The 19,558-nt window shown below is 59.0% G+C and carries 20 protein-coding genes; 7 read left to right on the top strand and 13 right to left on the bottom strand.

What is annotated here, in order from left to right:
* Positions 1-3: 3 nt before the first annotated feature.
* A complete protein-coding gene (locus K3180_RS10080; RefSeq protein WP_345719464.1) occupies positions 4-3,189 on the bottom strand; it encodes an intermembrane phospholipid transport protein YdbH family protein in 3,186 nt (1,061 codons plus the stop codon).
* Between the two features lie 97 nt (positions 3,190-3,286).
* Here K3180_RS10080 and radC point away from each other — a divergent pair, with 97 nt between their 5' ends.
* Positions 3,287-3,985, top strand: coding sequence for a RadC family protein (gene radC, locus K3180_RS10085; RefSeq protein ID WP_221540500.1), 699 nt, complete (start codon positions 3,287-3,289; stop codon positions 3,983-3,985).
* A 1-nt stretch (position 3,986) separates the two neighbouring features.
* On the opposite strand, the gene K3180_RS10090 is transcribed toward radC, so the two are convergent.
* The gene (locus K3180_RS10090) at positions 3,987-6,797 is read right to left on the bottom strand and encodes a DUF3857 domain-containing protein (protein WP_221540501.1); all 2,811 of its coding nucleotides are present in this window, start codon (positions 6,795-6,797) and stop codon (positions 3,987-3,989) included.
* A gap of 168 nt (positions 6,798-6,965) precedes the next feature.
* Here K3180_RS10090 and purB point away from each other — a divergent pair, with 168 nt between their 5' ends.
* The 6 genes from purB (at position 6,966) to K3180_RS10120 (ending at position 11,113) form a co-directional block, all read left to right on the top strand.
* Positions 6,966-8,276, top strand: a complete 1,311-nt coding sequence (purB, locus tag K3180_RS10095; protein WP_221540503.1) for an adenylosuccinate lyase — start codon at positions 6,966-6,968, stop codon at positions 8,274-8,276.
* Between the two features lie 59 nt (positions 8,277-8,335).
* Positions 8,336-8,698, top strand: coding sequence for a DUF1049 domain-containing protein (locus K3180_RS10100; protein ID WP_221540505.1), 363 nt, complete (start codon positions 8,336-8,338; stop codon positions 8,696-8,698).
* A complete protein-coding gene (pyrF, locus tag K3180_RS10105) occupies positions 8,695-9,369 on the top strand; it encodes an orotidine-5'-phosphate decarboxylase (protein WP_221540507.1) in 675 nt (224 codons plus the stop codon). Before K3180_RS10100 ends, pyrF begins: the two co-directional genes overlap by 4 nt.
* 9 nt (positions 9,370-9,378) lie before the next feature.
* On the top strand, positions 9,379-10,020 hold the full coding sequence (locus K3180_RS10110) for a phosphoribosylanthranilate isomerase (protein WP_221540509.1): 642 nt from the start codon (positions 9,379-9,381) through the stop codon (positions 10,018-10,020).
* A 173-nt stretch (positions 10,021-10,193) separates the two neighbouring features.
* On the top strand, positions 10,194-10,808 hold the full coding sequence (rpsD, locus tag K3180_RS10115) for a 30S ribosomal protein S4 (RefSeq protein ID WP_221540510.1): 615 nt from the start codon (positions 10,194-10,196) through the stop codon (positions 10,806-10,808).
* A gap of 134 nt (positions 10,809-10,942) precedes the next feature.
* A complete protein-coding gene (locus K3180_RS10120; protein WP_221540512.1) occupies positions 10,943-11,113 on the top strand; it encodes a hypothetical protein in 171 nt (56 codons plus the stop codon).
* Positions 11,114-11,119: 6 nt separating this feature from the next.
* Here the strand turns inward: K3180_RS10120 and K3180_RS10125 are convergent, their stop codons facing one another.
* The 11 genes from K3180_RS10125 to K3180_RS10175 form a co-directional block, all read right to left on the bottom strand.
* Positions 11,120-11,845 (bottom strand): M50 family metallopeptidase, encoded by a 726-nt coding sequence (locus K3180_RS10125; protein WP_221540514.1) that lies wholly within the window; start codon positions 11,843-11,845, stop codon positions 11,120-11,122.
* Complete coding sequence (locus K3180_RS10130; RefSeq protein ID WP_221540516.1) at positions 11,842-12,156, bottom strand: Rossmann-fold NAD(P)-binding domain-containing protein; 315 nt, start codon at positions 12,154-12,156, stop codon at positions 11,842-11,844. Before K3180_RS10130 ends, K3180_RS10125 begins: the two co-directional genes overlap by 4 nt.
* Positions 12,156-13,292: a tRNA guanosine(34) transglycosylase Tgt gene (gene tgt / locus K3180_RS10135; RefSeq protein ID WP_221540518.1), complete on the bottom strand. Its 1,137-nt coding sequence runs from the start codon at positions 13,290-13,292 to the stop codon at positions 12,156-12,158. The genes K3180_RS10130 and tgt overlap by 1 nt, the downstream gene beginning before the upstream one ends.
* Complete coding sequence (locus tag K3180_RS10140; protein WP_221540520.1) at positions 13,293-14,243, bottom strand: DUF481 domain-containing protein; 951 nt, start codon at positions 14,241-14,243, stop codon at positions 13,293-13,295.
* Positions 14,244-14,296: 53 nt separating this feature from the next.
* Positions 14,297-15,061 (bottom strand): ABC transporter permease, encoded by a 765-nt coding sequence (locus K3180_RS10145; protein ID WP_221540522.1) that lies wholly within the window; start codon positions 15,059-15,061, stop codon positions 14,297-14,299.
* A complete protein-coding gene (locus tag K3180_RS10150; RefSeq protein WP_221540524.1) occupies positions 15,058-15,999 on the bottom strand; it encodes an ABC transporter ATP-binding protein in 942 nt (313 codons plus the stop codon). Before K3180_RS10150 ends, K3180_RS10145 begins: the two co-directional genes overlap by 4 nt.
* Before the next feature lie 9 nt (positions 16,000-16,008).
* A complete protein-coding gene (gene queA, locus K3180_RS10155; RefSeq protein WP_221540525.1) occupies positions 16,009-17,037 on the bottom strand; it encodes a tRNA preQ1(34) S-adenosylmethionine ribosyltransferase-isomerase QueA in 1,029 nt (342 codons plus the stop codon).
* 37 nt (positions 17,038-17,074) lie between these two features.
* Positions 17,075-17,761, bottom strand: a complete 687-nt coding sequence (locus K3180_RS10160) for a peptidylprolyl isomerase (protein ID WP_221540527.1) — start codon at positions 17,759-17,761, stop codon at positions 17,075-17,077.
* A gap of 84 nt (positions 17,762-17,845) precedes the next feature.
* The gene (gene coaD / locus K3180_RS10165) at positions 17,846-18,358 is read right to left on the bottom strand and encodes a pantetheine-phosphate adenylyltransferase (protein ID WP_221540529.1); all 513 of its coding nucleotides are present in this window, start codon (positions 18,356-18,358) and stop codon (positions 17,846-17,848) included.
* A complete protein-coding gene (locus tag K3180_RS10170; RefSeq protein WP_221540588.1) occupies positions 18,358-19,248 on the bottom strand; it encodes a polyprenyl synthetase family protein in 891 nt (296 codons plus the stop codon). The genes coaD and K3180_RS10170 overlap by 1 nt, the downstream gene beginning before the upstream one ends.
* A gap of 21 nt (positions 19,249-19,269) precedes the next feature.
* The gene (locus K3180_RS10175; protein WP_221540531.1) at positions 19,270-19,524 is read right to left on the bottom strand and encodes an exodeoxyribonuclease VII small subunit; all 255 of its coding nucleotides are present in this window, start codon (positions 19,522-19,524) and stop codon (positions 19,270-19,272) included.
* Positions 19,525-19,558 lie beyond the last annotated feature (34 nt).

Genomic DNA, 19,558 nt, shown 5'->3' on the forward strand with positions numbered 1-19,558 from the left:
CGCCTACTCGCTTTCCTGATCCTGAATGGGGACATCGTCCGGAATGAGGTCATTCGGATCAATTTGGGGTTCGACCTCTTCACCGGTTATCGACCGGCGAAGCAGTCGTTTGCCGTCGTCGCTTACCAAACCCAGTTCGCGAGGGTCCCGGACGGAAGCCGGATCATACATCGACTTCACCGAAGTGATCAGCTGGTAAAATTGTGCACGAATGTTGATGCGGAACTGGATCGGCAGCTGTGCAAGCTGCCGGGTTATGAAATTCGTCTCGGCGTCCTCGCCCTGCCGGACACCATCAAACCGCACCTGGGTAACGATTTCACCGGTAAGAGGGCCGTTCATTACGACGCGCATCTGCGAATAATCGAGACTCCGCAGCGCGTCGAAGGCAAAATTGGCTATGGTCGACAGATCTTCGTAGGTTAGCTCACCGACAAAGGAAACATTCCCGCCGGGAGGGCGCGACAGAAGTATGCCCTCTTCGATCCGTCCGTTCCCGTCGGCACCGAAGACGATCGGTACTGTGCCGTCGAACGTCCCGCTTGCGGAGATGTTCTCCAGCTCCATCTGGGCCACGAATTGGGCTGCATCCAGCCCGACAATCTCGAAAATATAGGCGCGTTCTTCGCTGACGCCGAGATTGAGATCGACCTGGCGCAGGATCAGCTGGCCGCCCATGAACGGCCAGCTGCCACCGGCCACGGACAGCACTTCCCCGTTCTGCAAGCTGAACTCCACCTCTCCATCAAGCACTTCGACGCCCGGATTGACCGAAGCGACACGGATTCTCTGGTTCGGCGCGGTAGTGAGATTGAGGAGATCGACGAACTCGACCGTCCCGCTCGCGCCCTGGACGGGACCGAAGGCGGCGGCAAAATCAAGGTCGTCCGAGGAAAAGGATCCGCTGCTGGTTACCTCGCCAGTGGCAAGCCAGTCGATACGTCCCTCGCCGGTGATCACACCGTCGGCATTGGCAATAACACCCAGCGCAAGTCCGCTTACATCTTTGGGCTGAAGCTGATCGTCAAAAATAAGGCCGGTGACGTTCAGGTCGGCAAAGCCGGCACCTGTTGCAAGACTGTGGCGAATATCGACGCGGGTAACGATCCGGTCTGTTTCCGGATTGCGCATCGCGGCAGAGGCGAGAATGATATTGTCCGCCAGCGACAGCGAAGCTTCGCGCGCCACAAGTGGTTCGAACCTGTCGGGGTCTTCCCTGTCGATGAGACGAAAGCTTGCTCCGTCTATGCTGAATTCGCCGTTTGCGTAATTCCATTCACCGGCGGTATTTTCCAAAGTCATCGGCACTGCGGCTAGTGCCACCTCGGCATCCGCAAAAGTGCCTGAAATCGTCTCGCCGATGCGAGCGTCAAGATCCGAGATCACAAAGCGGCTTGCCGTATCGACTGGACCGAGAGAGATATCGATATTCTGGGCTCTTAAGGCGCCTGGGTAAGCGAAGCCCACAGGTCCGCTGGCAAGACGGATTGGCGTATCCCCCAGCGAACCGGCGAGATCGAGCGCTGGCGCACCCGCTGCAAATTGCACCCCACCCGTGCCGTACCTCAGCATAGGCTTTCCGGACGGCGGACACAGGGTTAGCCCCGGCCCCGCCAGATTGAGTTGGGCGAAGGCAAGCCGCCGGAAATCAATTCTTGTGCATTCGCGCCACAAGACGAGATCTCCAGTGCGCTCCAGTCGGCCCACGACAGGCATGGATAACTGGTCGACCGCCCCGCCGGGGAGCGGCCCGCTGGCCTCGATGCGTCCGGAGAAACCAAGAGCCCCCGTGCTGCCTTGCGCAATTGTCATGCCCGGTATGGCAAGTTGCGCTCCCTGGGCTTCGTAAGGGGCCATGCTCAATCTGAAGACGGCGTCACCCGTTCCTGAACCTTCCATGCGGCCGCTTATGCGCGGGATACCCGGACCACCTGTCGCAGCGTTGCCGACGATCCTGGCGGGCTCTTGGCCGCGAGCGGAAACTTCGAAGCGTGAAAGTGACAGGATACGGACGCCGCTGCCACCCGTAAGCTCTGCCTGCGGCACTGCGAACGAATAGCCTTGATCGCCGCTACGATAGCGTACATCGGCTACCAACGCGCTCCCACGGGTCTCCGACTGCAGCGCGCCGCCGATGCTTCGTGCAATTGGCTCGATGAGCGTTCCCTTCCCGGAACTTGCAAAACCCTCGATGAACCCAATCAGGTTTCGGCCCAATCGCAGCCCGTTGCCCTCGACGCCGCTTTCCACTTCGATCCGCCCGAAATCGTCGTAAGCTCGCAGGGTGCCTTCTGCGGTAACGAGCGCTGCAAGCGCCTGAGGGGTCTCCAGGCCTCGGGCAGCGACCGTAAAGCGCGACGTCGTCGAGGTGCCTCTTATCTGCGCACGCAAGGTCCCCGAGAGCGATTGAGCAGCGGTCGTTGCAAAGCGCAGATTGTCAGTAGCGATGCGCGCTTCCAGTTCGGGATTTGCCAATTCTTGATTGGCGCTCACATCGAGTTCGGCGAAGAGACCGGAAATCGCCGTCTCAGGCCCGGCACAGCTTAGCGCCGGAATACGCAACGGACCGTTGAAATTCGGTTCGCCGTTCGAAGTTGTCACCGAACCATAAAGAGTCGTGTTCTCGGCCTTGCAACTCTCTACTGCAAGTTGCGGAGCAGTGGCAGCTAGCACACCGGCAAAGCCGTTGGCGACATTGCCCTGCCCTGCAAACTTGATTCCAACCGGACCGTAATCCGATTCCACCAAACCACGTCCGTCTCGAATAGAAAGCCCGATACCTGGCAGAGCCGCAGGCTCGCCGGTATCTTCGAAAAGTAGTCGGTCGAGCGATCCAAAACTGAGCTCTCCCCCGATGAAACGGCCATACAGGCGGGGCTGGACCAAGGTGATTTCACCTACCTGCGGAAGGCCAAAGCGGTGACGCAGCTGGACGATAACACGCTCCGCAGTGAAATCTGGAGCGGTTGGATCCCCGATTACGAGGTTCGAAATTATCTGCGTTTGTCCGCCGACACGTTCAACTTCGTAAGTGGCCGGCAATTCGTAAGCATCCAGCTGATCGGCAATGTAATCATCGGCGATTGCGATGCGGTTGATCCAGGCCAGTACAACCACTGAGATCAGCATCAACAGTACGAGCGCAGGCATCCACCAGCGCTTTTTGCGCCAGCGCGGTCTATCACTCACATATTGGCCTTCTGACCCGTCCATCTAATCCCGCACTTGCGCGCATCGCAGCACAAAGGCAATGCAACGCCTTGAAACGACTGGGGGAGGAAAAAGGTTGCCGGAGGTCGCGAAAAAGCCATCCATCCATGCCGGCACTGGCCATCGGGAGCGTTTACGCGAACGGCTGCTGAAGGGTGGAGCAGAGGCTCTCGCCGATTATGAACTGCTGGAATTTCTTCTCTTTGCAGCGATCAGACAGGGCGACACGAAACCCCTGGCAAAGCGTCTGATCGACCAGTTCGGCTCTTTCTCAGGCGTGTTAAATGCCAATCCCGGTGCATTGGTGCAGGTCAAAGGCATGGGGACGGCCAGCGCAGCATCACTTTATGCGGTCGCCTTGGCCGCACGACGCATGGCTCGCGGATCGGTTCAGGAGAAACCGGTTCTCGGCAGCTGGCAAGCTCTGCTTGATTATCTTGCCATCGACATGGGCGAATTGAAGCACGAGCGGGTCCGCGTACTCTATCTCGATACCCGCAACCGGTTGATCGACGATCACCTCACAGCTGAAGGCTCGATCGACGAGGCTGCCATCCATCCGCGCGAGATAATCCGACGGGCTTTCGATGTCGGTGCGAGCGCTTTGATCCTGGTGCACAACCATCCCAGTGGCGATCCGGAACCGAGCCGCGCCGACATACAGATTACCAATCGCATCGCCGAAGCCGGACGATTGCTGAATATCACAGTCCACGATCATGTAATCGTAGGTCGCGGCGCGCATGTATCGCTGCGCGCCAAAGGGTTGATCTAGCTCAATCTACTGTCAGTCCGTGCCGCGCATATTGCGCTTCGATTTCCGGTGCTATGCGAAGGGCGATAGCTATATCCTCGCGGCCTGCCTTATCACCCTGCTGGAGCCGGATGATACCGCGCAGGTAATGCGAGGCTGCAAGGCCGGGATTGAGTTCCAGGGCACTGTTCAGATCGGCCAGCGCTTCCGCAAGGTTACCCATGCGATAATGCACCATTGCCCGGCTATCGAGCATCGGTGCGCTGTTCGAAGCGCGTTCGATGGCGCGGGTGCAGATCTCCAGAGCACCGTCGAGGCCGGTATCGAATAGCCCCCGATACCAGCAATCGCTGTTGAGAGCTGTTTCGTTCTGGGGCTTTGCAGCGACCTCTTCCGCCATGATGGCCAAGCCGCCCGCTACATCACCCGACAGCCCTGTCACAGTGGCATATGTACCCGCGAAATAAGCGCTTTCCTCGTCAGAAACCGGAAGACTTTCAAGCAATTCAAGGGCTTCCTCTGCCCTTCCCGCGTAGCCCAACCGCTCGCCAAGCGTCAGTGCAATATCGTTGTCGGGTTCGAGGTCATAAGCCCGTTTAAGGTCGGCGAGGGATGCCTCGATACGTCCGAGCGAATACAGGACGTTCGAACGCCACTGAAGGACCCATGCGGACGTGTCTTTTTCGACCAGCACGTCGAGGTCGGCCAGAGTGTCTTCGAAACGATAGATATCGTGGAGAAAAGCTGCGCGTTCGCGCAGCGGACCGTAATCGTCGTCCTCGGCAAAATCGATCGCCGCAGCGAAGCCTTCGAGGATCGGCATGCTGCGCTGATCCAGATCCCCGCGATCGAGTTGCCACCGCCAGACCATATTTTCAGGAGCGAGAAGTTTGGTTTCCTGGCTGGCAAAGCGACGCACTACGCGTTTCACCTCAGGAAGCTGATCGGGTGCGATTTCGCCGAGCCGTTGAACCACTTCGACCTTGCCCGAGAACCGGTTTCCGTCGAGCAGGTTGGCGGCAATCACACGCGTATTTGCGTAAGTCGCATCGAGCTTGTCCGGGCCTTCGAAGACGAAATCTTCCATCCCGTTCGGAAGAATCATTTCCCCGACGATCTGATTCCGAACCGGTCCTGCGGTCATCACGGGAATGTCGCGCCATTCGGGTTTTGCTCGACTTGTGTCGAATGCGGCGTCGGGCTTCATGTCCGGTTCGAGCACCAATCGCCCCTCCTTCCATTCGAAGTCGGATGACGTAACGCCGGCAACGTGGAGAGTTCCGAATGCCAGCTCCTCGTCATATTCGATGCTGACCGAGCTTACCGCCCCGCCCCCCTGACTTTCGGCGAAGCTCTTACCAATCTGGCGCAGCGTCTCGTCCTCGCCTTCGTCAACAAGCTTGCGGAAATCCGCACCTTGCGGACCGTAAAATTTGATCTCCAACGTGAACAGCGCCGGAAGGTCGATCCCAGCCGTGTAATCAGTAACAACGTTCATCACCAAATTGGGCGACGACTGCTCGCGTTGCGATATTTCCACAAGATCGGAACCTCCTGCACTCAGCGGCAGGGCATATTGGAAGGGCGGTACCCAACCGATATTTGCGATCCTCGTGGCAGTACTGGTACCGTCCAGCCAGTAGCTTTCTCCATCGATTTGCGCGCGCACTATCATATGATCGAAATTGCCCGGTAATGGCAGCAATTCGGGGATGGCGTCCCCTCCGCGGGTCTGCACCAGAACCGTTTGCGATTCGATGCCCATCTCTTTGAGCAATGCGTGCAAAAGCACCGACTTGGCTTTACAATCCCCATAGCGTTTCGCCCAGGTTTCTTCGGCAACCTGGGGCAGGTAATTGCCGCCGTCGAGGCCATTGAGGAGATAGCTCACCTCATCCTGTACCAGCTGCGTTGCAAACGCGGCCCGCTGTAACGGATCGTCAGTCTTGGCCATTATCGCACGGGCTTGGGCTGCAACGTCACCGTCGGAAGCAATTTCGGCTGCCTCATTGAAATGCGGAGCCATAGTGCGCGAGAGTTCCTGCCAGTCGGCATAGGTACCCACTCGCAGCACGGGATTACGGCGAAACCGCCACGGCGCATCATTCGGCATGTCGGGCAGTTCGGCGAGCGGAAGCTCAACCTCGAGCTTTCTCACTCCACCTTCGGTTATGGGCGCGCTCAAGCCAGCATGGTCTTCCACACGCCAGAAGACGTCCTCATCCTCCGGCCAGCTGACGATTGCACGGGCGAAGCCTACCTGCCATGGCTTGCTGCCGAGGAACTGCAATACCTGCATTTCGTCACCCAAGGCCTGGTCGGCAATCGTCACAGAATGGGCCACGCGCAGCACATCTCCGACCTGAAGGCCCGGAACTGCCAGCGTTGCGGTCAACCGGCCGTCGAGCAAGCGCTGCTCGAGACCCTGTTCACGGCGCAGGACATCGAACTGCGCGCCCTCTTCGATCAGATCGATACTCTCGCCGCCGCGCAATATTTCCACACGGTGGATCGTCAAATCGCCTTTGTCGGGGAGCCAGGTGAGAGAGATCGTGCCCTGCTCCATCAAAGCCTGCGGATTGTCGATACGCCTGGCGCTATCGACATAGCTCGTGACTACACCGTCTTCGAGCCAGTGCTGCCAATCTGCAATCAATTGAGCTGGCCCGCTCTCGAACTGCGCGGTTTCAAGGTCCGCTTGCTCGATCCAGGCAGGCGTTTCGTCATACAGAACAACCTCGCCGGCGAGCGACGGATTTGCCAAACAGAGGGCAAGCGCGGCGCCGGAAAAGAGTGGCAGGCGCAGTGCGGCGAAGATCGTTTTGTCGTTCATGCAGCACAACTTACCGACATTGCCATAGTACGCAATCCAACTTCGACGAACTGTTAAAGGCAGCGCAGGTCACGTTTTTCAGCACTGGTCTTCGGCCTCAGCCTTGCCAGCTTGCCCGTGCATCTTTAGCGGGGCGCGGCACATTCCCGCCATTCACGGAGTCGACCCATGGTCCCCCGCTACGCCCGCCCAGAGATGACCGCAATCTGGGAGCCGGAGTCGAAATATCGGATCTGGTTCGAAATCGAAGCGCATGCGACCGAGAAGCTCGGCGAGCTTGGCGTGGTGCCGAAGAGTGCTGCCAAAGCGCTTTGGGACTGGTGGGCCACGGATCCGAAGATCGACGTGGAAGCCATCGATGCGATCGAGGCCGTGACCAAGCATGACGTGATCGCATTCCTGACTTGGGTGGCAGAAAACGTCGGCGATGAAGCGCGCTTCATGCACCAGGGCATGACCAGTTCGGATGTCCTCGATACCACCTTGGCTGTGCAACTCGTCCGTGGGACCGACTTGCTGCTGGAAGACATGGACGCTCTGCTCGAAGCCATCGAGCGCCGAGCGAAGGAACACAAATACACCCCGACCATCGGACGCAGCCATGGCATCCATGCAGAACCGGTAACCTTCGGCCTCAAGCTCGCACAGGCCTATGCCGAGTTCGATCGCTGTAAATCGCGCCTTCTCGCTGCGCGCGAGGAAATCGCCACATGTGCCATTTCGGGTGCGGTTGGTACCTTCGCGAATATCGATCCGAGCGTGGAAGAATACGTCGCCGAGAAATTGGGCCTCAAGCCCGAGCCAGTCTCGACCCAGGTTATTCCGCGGGACCGGCACGCGATGTATTTCGCGACACTCGCTGTGATCGCCGGTTCGATCGAACGGGTCGCGGTTGAAGTCCGCCACTTGCAGCGTACCGAAGTGCTCGAAGCCGAAGAGTTTTTCTCCAAGGGGCAGAAGGGGTCGAGCGCGATGCCGCACAAGCGCAACCCGATTCTGACCGAAAACCTGACCGGTCAGGCACGCATGATCCGCGCCTATGCACTGCCCGCGCTCGAAAACGTCGCGCTGTGGCATGAACGCGATATTTCGCATTCCTCGGTCGAGCGTTTCATCGGCCCGGATGCCACGATAACGCTGGATTTCGCCCTTGCGCGTCTGACCGGCGTAATCGACAAGCTGCTGGTCTACCCGGAGCGCATGCAGGCCAATATGGACCGCATGGGCGGCCTGATCCATTCGCAGCGCGTCTTGCTCGCCCTCACCCAGAACGGCGTGAGCCGCGAGGATGCCTATCGCCTGGTTCAGCGCAACGCGATGAAGGTCTGGGAATCGGACGGGAGGCTGATGTTGCTCGATCTGCTCAAGCAGGACGATGAAGTGACCGCTGCTCTGACGAACGAGCAACTCGAGGAGAGGTTCGACCTCGAATACCATTTCAGGCAGGTCGACACCATTTTCGACCGCGTGTTCCGCTAGACGCGGCGAGTTTCAGGGCTTAGCATCTCGTTCAAACGATAGAGGGGAGCTGCGTTTCCATGCAAATTGTCCGAACCATACTCTGGATCCTGCTGCTGGTAGGTGTGCTCGCATTTTCCTTTGGCAACTGGGATCGTCAGATCGATGTACGCATCTGGCCGGGCATTGTCTGGGATACGCGCGTTCCTGCCCTAGTGATCGTGTCCTTCCTTCTCGGACTGGTTCCGATGTGGTTGTATCATCGCGGCGTGCGCTGGCGCCTCAGCCGCCGGATTTCAGGGCTGGAAACGGCGACGGCATCGATGGCGGCACCCAAAGCCGACCCTACTCCGCCGGCGCCCGTCCGCCCGGAACCGGTGCACAAGGAAACACCGGCAGAGCCCGACAATCCCGTTGAGCCGGAACCCACCACCAAGCCATGAGCAATCCGATCTTCCTCGCGCTGGACGTGCCGCGTTTGCGCGATGCCGTGGCTCTGGCGGAAAACGCCAAGGCACATATTGGCGGGGTGAAGCTGGGTCTCGAGTTCTTCAACGCCCATGGTGCGCATGGCGTGCACATGCTTGCACAACTCGGACTGCCGATATTTCTCGACCTCAAACTCCACGATATTCCCAATACGGTCGCGGGCGCGATGCAGGCCATTCATGTGCTGGAACCCGCCATCGTCACAGTCCATGCCTGCGGCGGTCGCGCCATGATGGAAGACGCGAAGGCAGCGGCTGGGGAGAATACGAAAGTCGTGGCCGTCACGATGCTGACCAGTCTCGACGAGCGCGACATCCAGCAGATGGGAATATCGGATTCTCCTTCCGATCATGTCCTGCGCCTGGCTGAACTGGCGCATCGCGCCGGTCTCGACGGCGCGGTATGTTCGGGCCACGAAATCAAGTCGGTCCACAACCAGTGGAAGGACGGCTTCTTCGTCGTGCCCGGCCTTCGTCCGGAGGGCGGTGCATCGGGCGATCAGAAGCGAGTGGTCACCCCTCGCCAGGCCCGAGACGATGGGGCAAGCGTGCTGGTAATCGGACGCCCGATTAGCCGTGCGGAAGACCCCGCAGAAGCAGCGCGCGCGATCGAAGCGACGCTCTAAAGCGGATCAATGTCTGCCCTTATCAAGATTTGCGGCATCTCGAGTGTGGATGCGCTGGACGCTGCGATCGAAGCCCGCGCAGATTATTTCGGGATGGTGTTCTTTCCGCCCTCGCCGCGTCATGTCGATCATCATGCAGCCAGCGCGCTTGCGATGCGCGCCGGAGCGAGGATCGGGAGGGTAGGCCTGTTTGTCGATGCGGGCGATAATCTGATCGCCGAGGGCGTACAGGCAGGGCGCCTCGATGCCATCCAACTCCACGGAGAAGAAACACCTGCGCGTGTCGCCCTGATCAAGGAACGGTTCCGTCTCCCTGTCTGGAAAGCGATACCTATTGCATCGGGAAAAGATATCGAGGCTGCCGCCGCCTTCGAAGATGTTGCGGATTTTCTGTTGTTTGATGCAAAAACGCCCAAAGGCGCAGCCCTGCCAGGGGGTATGGGCTTACGGTTCGACTGGAGCCTCCTGAATAGCTGGCGTGGGCGTTCAAGCTGGGGGTTGGCCGGTGGCCTTTCGCCTCTGAATGTCGCGAGCGCGATTGCCGAGACATCTGCACCGCTGGTCGATACCTCCAGCGGAGTGGAGAGCGCCTCGGGCGTCAAGGCCCCCCAGCGCATCCGCGCCTTCTGCGAAGCCGCGCGCAAAGCTTGACGCAATGCACAATCCTGCTATGCGCGCGCCTTCGCTGATTGGCCCCGCACCCCGGTGAAGCGGTGGCCGCGTCCTAGCTCATGAGCTTGGGCGGTGCGATGCCGGGTTAGATGGCCGCCCCTGATTTCATAGTGGAGTTAGGGGGACGGCTCTGCAGATTGAAGGAAAGACTTATGTCGAAGCGCAAGAGCGCCAAGTACAAACTCGACCGCCGGATGGGTGAAAACATCTGGGGTCGCCCGAATTCTCCGTTCAACAAGCGTCCCTACGGTCCCGGCCAGCACGGCCAGCGCCGCAAGGGCAAGATGAGCGACTTCGGCCTGCAGCTGCGTGCCAAGCAGAAGCTCAAGGGCTATTACGGCGACGTAACCGAAAAGCAGTTCAAGCGCACCTACCAGGAAGCATCGCGCATGAAAGGCGATACCGGCCAGAACCTGATCGGCCTGCTCGAACAGCGTCTCGACATGGTCGTCTATCGCGCCAAGTTTGCTCCGACCATTTTCGCGGCCCGCCAGTTGGTTAGCCACGGGCATATCTTCCTGAACGGCGTGAAGACCAACATCGCCTCGGCCCGCGTGCGCGTTGGCGACGTTGTCAGCCTCGGCAGCAAGGCCAAGGACATGGCGCTCGTCATCGAAGCCCAGAGCCTGCCCGAGCGCGAGATTCCCGACTATGTCGTACCCGACGGCACCGACAAGGTGACTTATACTCGCGTGCCGAAGCTCGACGAAGTGCCCTACCCGGTCACCATGGAACCGAACCTCGTTGTCGAGTTCTATTCGCGCTAAAATTTGCAGCAGTGCAAACGGCAAAGGGCGGTCCTGCGGGGCCGCCCTTTTCGTTTATGCATATGCCAACGGTTCGTCGTATTTTCAGTCACTTGCCGGAAACCTGCTACGACATGCAGCGTTCAGATGGAACTATGACCCAATATCGTTTCGTGACCCGCAATCGAGCGGGGAAATGGTACGCTACACTCGCCGAAGCACAGCAACAGGCCAACCGTATCGGAGCCGGTTTCACCGACGCTCTGGGACGGTTCATCGCCTATCGCGGGACCATTCTGGAAATGCGCGAGACGCCCGCGACCTGAAGCGCATCAGCGCTGATGCGCTATTTTCAGCGCATAGAACACCATGGCCATGATAGCGGCCGTGATGAGCGTACCCCAGACCCAATAAGGCAGAAAAAGCGCCTGGGCGATGTGCTCCGTATCCGACATCTGGAGCCGACCCTCCATATATCCGCCCCTGCTGAAGAGATAGCCAAAATCCCGGTAGATCGAGATGCAGCCTTGGACGCCCAGGAACTGCACGGCGAAACGGCGGTGAGGTTCTTTCGCATAGAATGCCAGCAGGAGGCTGGCTCCTCCGAGCAGCGGAAGGACCATCCAGCCGGTCGTCGAGCGAACCCAGATGAGGGTCGAACCAAGTAGCGCCGCGCCGAGCAACACCAGCGCAGCCTTTGTTGATCGATGTGTGCGCGAGGCAAGGATCAGGAGACACCCGGCCACGGTAGGCCCAAGGAGGCCTGCAGCGGCGATCATGGCCTGAGAAATGCGCGATGGATCACCTTCAGCCAAATGAAGTGCGTATCCAGATCCATTCGGGAAAATGACAAGCCGCTCGAATTCGTGGCCGAAGGCCATTGCGGCGAGGCCATGGCCCATTTCGTGAAACCACGTCGCCAAGATACTGAACGGATAGAGCAGGTACCCACCGTAGGGCGAATGCCAGAGCAAGATCGAGACGAACCCAAGAACGATAAGCAGGGTAATCTCCTGCCTTCCCGCCTGACTGGAATAGGACGGCGGGCGTGTGCTCATGGCGCGATTTCCATTCCCGCCCAGCCAAAACAGCGCCCGCCTTGCTCCGGTCCTAAAGATGCGACGACATCAAGTAATTTTTCGGCAGCATAAGCTCGTATGAAAACTTTGCCTTTCAGTGCATAACGATCAAATGGCCAGCTGAATTCGGTCTCGACGGTGCATGGGTATTGAATGCCCTGCATGTCTGTCAGGTCGAGATCGTGTCGCGACAGGCGATAGACCTTCGCGTCTTGTTTTTCGTCCTGGGCGGCGAGCGCAGAACCGATCCCGCCGGAAGCCCCGATAATCGCAGCGCGTCTCCACGCCATCAGTTGGAGGTACTTAGATAACTGCCGCGAAAGTCCGCGGCGAAACTGGTGAAGCTCCCGTCTCTAATGGCGTCACGCATCGCCTGCATTAGCTGCTGGTAGAAAGCGATGTTGTGCTCGGTCATAAGCATGGCGCCGAGGATCTCCTGCGATTTCACGAGATGGTGCAGGTAGGCACGGCTATAGGTGGCGCAAGTATCGCACCGGCAGCGATTGTCGAGCGGCTCCTGGTCTTCAGCGAAACGGGCATTCCTGAGGTTCAGCGGGCCGTTCCATGTAAATGCCTGACCATTTCGACCCGAGCGGCTCGGCAGCACGCAATCGAACATGTCGATGCCGCGCTCCACTGCGCCGACGAGATCGTCAGGCTTGCCCACACCCATAAGATAACGCGGACTATCCTCGGGGAGTTGACCCGGGGCGAAGTCCAGCGTGGCGAACATCGCCTCCTGCCCCTCGCCAACCGCGAGCCCGCCGATGGCATATCCGTCGAAGCCCACCTCCATCAGCTTTTCAGCACTGATCTTGCGAAGCTCCTCGTCGAGCGCACCTTGCTGGATACCGAACAGGGTCGAACGCCCGGCATGATCGCCGCCTGCATCGAATCCATCGCGGCTTCGCCTGGCCCAGCGCATCGACATTTCCATGCTCGCAGCAATCTCGTCTCTTGGGCGGTCGGCACGCGGACATTCATCGAAAGCCATCACGATATCGCTGCCGAGCAAACGCTGGATTTCCATGCTCCGTTCGGGCGTGAGCATATGCTTCGAGCCGTCGATATGACTACGGAATTCGACGCCCTCTTCAGTCAGCTTTCTGAGATCGGAGAGGCTCATCACCTGATAGCCACCGCTGTCAGTCAGGATTGGACGCTGCCAGTTCATGAACTTGTGCAGTCCGCCCAGCCTTGCCAAGCGGTCTGCGCCGGGTCGCAGCATCAGGTGATAAGTATTACCGAGAATAATGTCTGCGCCGGTCCTGCGCACAGTCTCGGGCTTCATAGCCTTCACCGTCGCTGCCGTGCCCACCGGCATGAAGGCTGGAGTGCGAATATCTCCTCGCAACATGCGGATAGTGCCGGAGCGCGCCTTGCCGTCCCGAGCGTGAATTTCGAAGCCGAAGCGGGGGGGCGTCATCTAGAATCCGTAAACCACGGAAAATCGCGTCAGGGTGTCGGTCGATAAGGTATCTCCCGGTGGATTGCTGTTATAGTCCACCGCATAGGACAATCGCGATCGTAGCTTTTCCGAAATCCTGAGATCCAGCCCGCTGACAAGATTGATGCTGGTGTTGTTGCCATCGACGAGCACCTGCACCTCGCCTCCACCCTCAGCTACTGCGTTCGCATCCTGTGTGAAGGTGAGGCCATCGACAATCTGCCAATCGAAATCGGCGCCGAACAAACCGGCGATCCGGCTGGCACTGGTTCCGTCGGTATATTCAGTGATGCGCCAGGCTGGTCCTGCTTTGACCGACAGGCTAAGGCCATCGTCCTCTACGACCTTGTAACCCAATCCGCCGGAGGCGGCATAGCGCGCCTCAAAACCCTGAAGTCGGTCACGTTCGAACTGCGCCAAGCCATAGACGAACATATCGTCATTGAACTGCCAGCGGGGTTCATAGGCAGCCACGAATTGTTCTCGGCTCGTTTTCCCGTTTTGGCGTTGATAATCGGCCCGGGCGCGCAACATGTGCGTCCAATTCAGACCCTCGCGTTTCAACTTCAACGCAGTGGTCACACCGATACTCTCGGTGTTTCCCGTCGAATGAAAGCCGCCGAATTCCCCTTCCCCGCTCCATCTGGCGAAGAACCCCGCTTCCCGGATGGCCTTTTTCCTGGCCGCTTCGGCTTCAGCGTGCTTCTGCGCCTGCGCTGCCTTCCAATCCGCCTCGATTGCATCGATCGTCGAAACGTCATCGGGATGGGTAGCTCTTGCCAGCTCCAGAACTGTTGCGACTTTTTTGGCATCTTCGGTAGCAATCGCCGCATCGATCATGGCCTGCACACCTTCTGGCAGCTCTGCAGAAGCCGGCGCAGCTAGAAGCAGGAGTGCGGCGGAAGCGAGGGGAGTGGACATGAAATTCATGCAACGCTGCCTAGCGCGTACAAATCGCTACTTCCACCCTGAACAAACTGCGATCAGGCGCGCAGCCTCCAGCCCGTCTTGAATATATATGCGATCACGGCCGTGCAGGCTGCGAGAAAGCCGAGCGTTATGCCGAAGCTCATCCAGATGTTCACATCGCTGCTGCCATAAAAGGTCCAGCGAAGCCCGCTGACTAGGTATACGATGGGATTCGCTAGCGCGATGGTGTCCCACGGTTTGGGTAGCATATCGATCGAATAGAACGTGCCACCGAGGAATGTCAGCGGGGTCAAAAAAAGCATTGGGATAATGCCCAGCTTCTCGAAATTGTCCGCCCATATGCCTAGGATGAATCCGAACAGGCTGAAAGCCGCCGCGACGAGCATGATGTAGACCACCGCGAGCAGAGGGTGCGCGATGCTGTAATCGACAAACAAACGTGCCGTTACGAGGATGATCGCCGCGAGTATCAGGCTCTTGGTCATTGCCGCGCCGACGAAACCGATCAGCGTTTCCGACACACCCACCGGCGCGCTCAGCAATTCGTAGATGGTCCCGGTAAACCGCGGCATGTAGATGCCGAAACTGGAGTTGCTTGTCGTCTCGCCCAGCAGGGTGAGCATAAGCAGGCCGGGGATGATGAAAGCACCATAATCGACCCCGCCGAGATCGGGCATCCGCCCGCCAATCGCTGCGCCGAAAACGATGAAGTAAAGCGCAGTTGTAAGCACCGGTGCAAGGACCGACTGGAAGGCCGTGCGCAGGAAACGCATCAATTCGCGAGTGTAGATCGACCAGGTGGAACGCCAGGAAATCATGCCGCGTCCTCCTCGCCCAGAAGCGATACGAAGATATCTTCCAGGCTGCTTTCGCGAAGGTCGATGCCGTCGTAATCGATCCCGGCTGCAATCAAAGCCTTGGTAATCTCGGCTACCTCTGCCTTGCCGCGCCCGGTGCCGTCGCCACCGCGGTAGCAGAGGGAAGTACCACCCTTCTCTATATCTATCGGATATCGCGCGATCGAAGGCGGCAATTCAAATATCGGACCGGCGAGCGAAATATGTGCCTCCGTGCGCCCGAGCCGGGCCATCATCGCCTCTTTCTCGTCGACCATCAAAAGCTTGCCCCGATTGATGATCCCGACCCGGTCGGCCATCAGCTCTGCTTCCTCGATGTAATGGGTAGTCAGGATGATCGTCACCCCGCGATTGCGCATCTGATCGACGATCGCCCACATGCCCTTGCGTAGTTCTACGTCCACACCTGCAGTAGGCTCGTCGAGAAATAGCAAGTCCGGCTCATGCGCCAATGCCTTGGCGATCAGCACACGCCGCTTCATCCCACCCGAAAGCGCCATGATGCGCTCGTTACGCTTGTCCCACAGGCTGAGGCTGCGGAGTATTTCCTCGATCCGCTTAGGATCGGGAGCCAGGCCGAAAAGCCCACGGGAATAGGCAACCGCCTGTTCGACCGGCTCGAACATATCGGTCGCAAGTTCCTGCGGTACAAGGCCGATTCGTGCCCTCGCCTCTCGCCAGCCTGTCGCCAGATCGTGGCCGAAGGCGCGCATGCCTCCGCTGCTCGGTCGCACCAATCCGCAGATGGCACCGATAAGCGTTGTCTTGCCCGCCCCGTTGGGTCCGAGAAGGGCGAAGATCTCACCCTGTCGGATTGTCAGATCGACATTATCGAGGGCTTTAAGTCCACCGGGATAGACCTTGCTGAGGCCTTCCAGCTCGAGGATCGGTTCGTTCATGAAACCGATCTAGGGAAGGAGCAGCGAGGAGTCACCATAGGAATAAAAGCGGTATTTCTCTTTAATCGCGTGAGCATATGCTTCCTGCATCCGTTCCCTGCCCATCAGCGCGCTGACCAGCATGAAGAGCGTCGATTTCGGTAAGTGAAAATTGGTCATCAACCCGTCAATTGCGCGAAAGGTGTAACCCGGGGTAATGAAAATGTCGGTATCGCCCGCAAATGGCCTGATGACCTTGTCTTCCCCGGTCGCGCTTTCAAGCAGACGCAGGCTGGTCGTGCCGACTGCAATCACGCGATTTCCGCGAGCCCGTACGGCATTCAACCGATCAGCCGCATCCTGTTCGATACGGCCCCATTCGGAATGCATCTGGTGGTCATCCGTGTCCTCTGCCTTTACCGGCAGGAATGTCCCGGCGCCGACATGGAGGGTGAGCGTCTCCGTCCCGATGCCGCGCGCGGCAACAGCAGCCATCAAACGGTCGGTAAAATGCAACGCTGCAGTTGGTGCGGCAACCGCACCGTCTTCACGCGCGAACATGGTCTGGTAATCTTCACGGTCCTGCGCATCGGTAGCACGCTTGCCGGCGATATAGGGTGGCAGCGGCATAGTTCCGGCGCGTTCAAGGAGGACTTCGACAGGTTCCTCGCCTTCGAAAAAAAGCACGAAACTGCCATCGGCCAATCGTTCTTCGGCTATCGCCGTAACACCGCCACCGAATTCGGCGACATCGCCCACGCGGAGCCGTTTGGCATTGCGTACAAAGGCCTGCCACCGCCGCAGGTCGACGCGCTTGTGCAGCGTGGCCCCGATCCTCGCCTCGCCCCGTCGCCCCTCAAGCTGAGCGGGAATGACGCGCGTATCGTTGAAGACGAGAACGTCGCCTGGTTCGAGCAGGTCCGAAAGATCGCTAACATTGCAATCGGAGAATGGCGCATTCCCTTGCACGACTAGCATCCGCGCCGCATCGCGCGGCCTCGCCGGGCGGAGCGCTATGCGTTCGTTGGGAAGCTCGAAATCGAAAAGGTCGACGCGCATGGCAGCGCCCCTAGACGCTGGTCCGCTCCGAGGAAACTCAGTTTTCGTTCGACGCGTTCAGATCGTCGAGAGTGACTTCTTCTTCCATGACCGCAGGCGCAGCAGCCGGCATCGGTGCCGGAACCGGTTTGTTATCCGAGGCGAGCGAAGCCTGAAGGATTCGGGTGGGATTGGCAGGAGGTTCGCCGCGGTTAATCGCGTCGACCGCATCCATATTGGAGATCACCCGGCCGAAGTTGGTGTATTTCCGATCGAGACTGAAACGCGGATAGAACACTACAAAAAACTGACTGTTCGCGCTGTCCTCACTTGCCGCGCGAGCCATCGCGACGGTGCCGCGGACGTGCGGCATCGGATTGAATTCTTCCTCGAGATCGGGAAGCTCGCTACCGCCCTGCCCGGTGCCGGTCGGATCGCCGGTCTGCGCCATGAAACCGTCGATCACGCGGTGGAAGATGACGCCGTCGTAGAAGCCCTGGCGGGAAAGCGTCTTTATCCGCTCGACATGATTGGGTGCCCAGCTCGGCATAAGGCGGATGCCCACACGCTCGCCATTCGACAAGTCGAGGAAAAGGATATTCTCCGGATCCTCCTGCAGATTGTAGTTGATCGGCTGATATATGGGTTGCGCCGCAGTTTGAGCCTCGGCGTCCTGCGCAATCGCAGCTATCGGGGCGAACGCCGTGAGAGCGGCAGCGGCAAGGGCAAGCGAAGACTTGAGCATCGAAAATTCCGTTGAATTATCCTGTATGGAGCCCGCCCTAGCGGGGAGGCGCTGTCGGTTCAATGAATGGTTTGCCGGCCCGCCTCAGTAGTCCCCCAGACGCCCATTTTCTTCCACCCGCACAATCACATCCTCGCAAACTTCCGGGCTTACGAAAGGCGCGATATCGCCGCCGAAAAGGGCGATTTCCTTGACCAGTCGCGAAGCAATCGGCTGGAGCGAGACATCGGCCATAAGGAAGACGGTCTCAATGTCGTCGTCGAGCTGCTGGTTCATGCCAGCCATCTGATATTCATATTCGAAATCAGCGACGGCGCGGAGCCCCCGGATCAATACGTTCGCGCCCATCTTCTGCGCGAATTTCACCAGAAGGGCGTTGAAACCCACCACCTCGACATTGTCGAGGCCCATGCCGGCGATTTCCCGCTTCACCATGGCAAAGCGTTCCTCGTTCGAGAACATAGGGTTCTTCGACGGGTTGGTGGTCACACCTATGATCAGCTTGTCGACAAGCTTGCTGCCTCGCCGGATGATGTCGGCATGGCCAAGTGTGATGGGATCGAACGTCCCCGGATAGATGCCGATGCGTTCAGCCATCAGTGGTCCCTCTTCACGACGAAATGCGCTAACTCGACAAGCACGCGTGCGTCCTCTCCGTAAGCAGACAGATGTTCTCCTGCCTGCCCCACCAGCATTTCGGCCTGTGCACGGGCCTTATCGCGGCCCATTAGCGTAACGAAAGTTTGCTTGCCCTGGCCAGCATCCTTACGCAGTGCCTTTCCGGCTTTCTTCTCGTCGCCTTCTACGTCGAGCAAGTCGTCGGCAATCTGGAAGGCGAGGCCGATGTCACGGGCATAGGCACGCAGATGCGTGCGGCCCTCAGGTGGAACTCGGCCAAGGATCGCACCCATTTCTACGCTCGCCGCGAGCAAGGCCCCGGTCTTGAGCTGCTGGAGGCGCGTTATCTGCCGCAGGTCATATTCTTGCTCATCGGAAACGATGTCCATCATCTGACCACCTGCCATTCCCTCATGCCCGCTTGCCCGAGCAAGCGTTGCAATCGATTCGGAGCGAACGAAGGGATCACTGCAGGTGCCCTGCATGGATAGGATATCGAAGGCGAGCGCGTGAAGACAATCGCCAGCCAGTACGGCTGTCGCTTCGTCATAAGCCTTGTGAAGCGTCGGCTTACCGTGGCGCAGGTCGTCGTTGTCCATGCATGGCAGATCGTCATGGATCAGCGAATAGGCATGGATCGCCTCGACAGCGCATCCAGTGGCGACCGCGGCATCGCGGTCCACACCGAATAGCTTTGCGGTCGCGCAGACCAGCAAGGGGCGTACGCGCTTACCACCGCCGATCACGGCATAGCGCATCGCTTCCACGAGTGTCGCACGCGTATCTTGCGGTACCGGAAGAAACGCATCGAAAGCCGCGTCGACATCGTCCTGAACCTGATCGAATGCCTCGGACAGCACGTCGGGCATCGTTGTCATGACATTCACGCCTCAGACTTCCGCATCGAAAGGCGCTGTACCGGTAGGCTTGCCTTCGCTGTCGGATACGATCTTGTCGATCTTCGCCTGCGCTGCATCCAGGCGCGCCTGGCAAGCTTTGCGCAATTCTTCGCCGCGCTCATAAAGTTCGATGCTCTCGTCGAGTGGAACATCGCCGCTTTCAAGCCTCCGCACGGTGACTTCCAGAGCGCGCAGAGCTTCTTCGAAGTTCATTTCGCCGATCGGTTTGTCTTGACCCTCTGCCATAGCGGTGGAGCATTGACGGGGCGCGGTCGCGCGG

The organism is Qipengyuania huizhouensis (assembly GCF_019711635.1).
Taxonomy (GTDB): Bacteria; Pseudomonadota; Alphaproteobacteria; order Sphingomonadales; family Sphingomonadaceae; genus Qipengyuania; species Qipengyuania huizhouensis.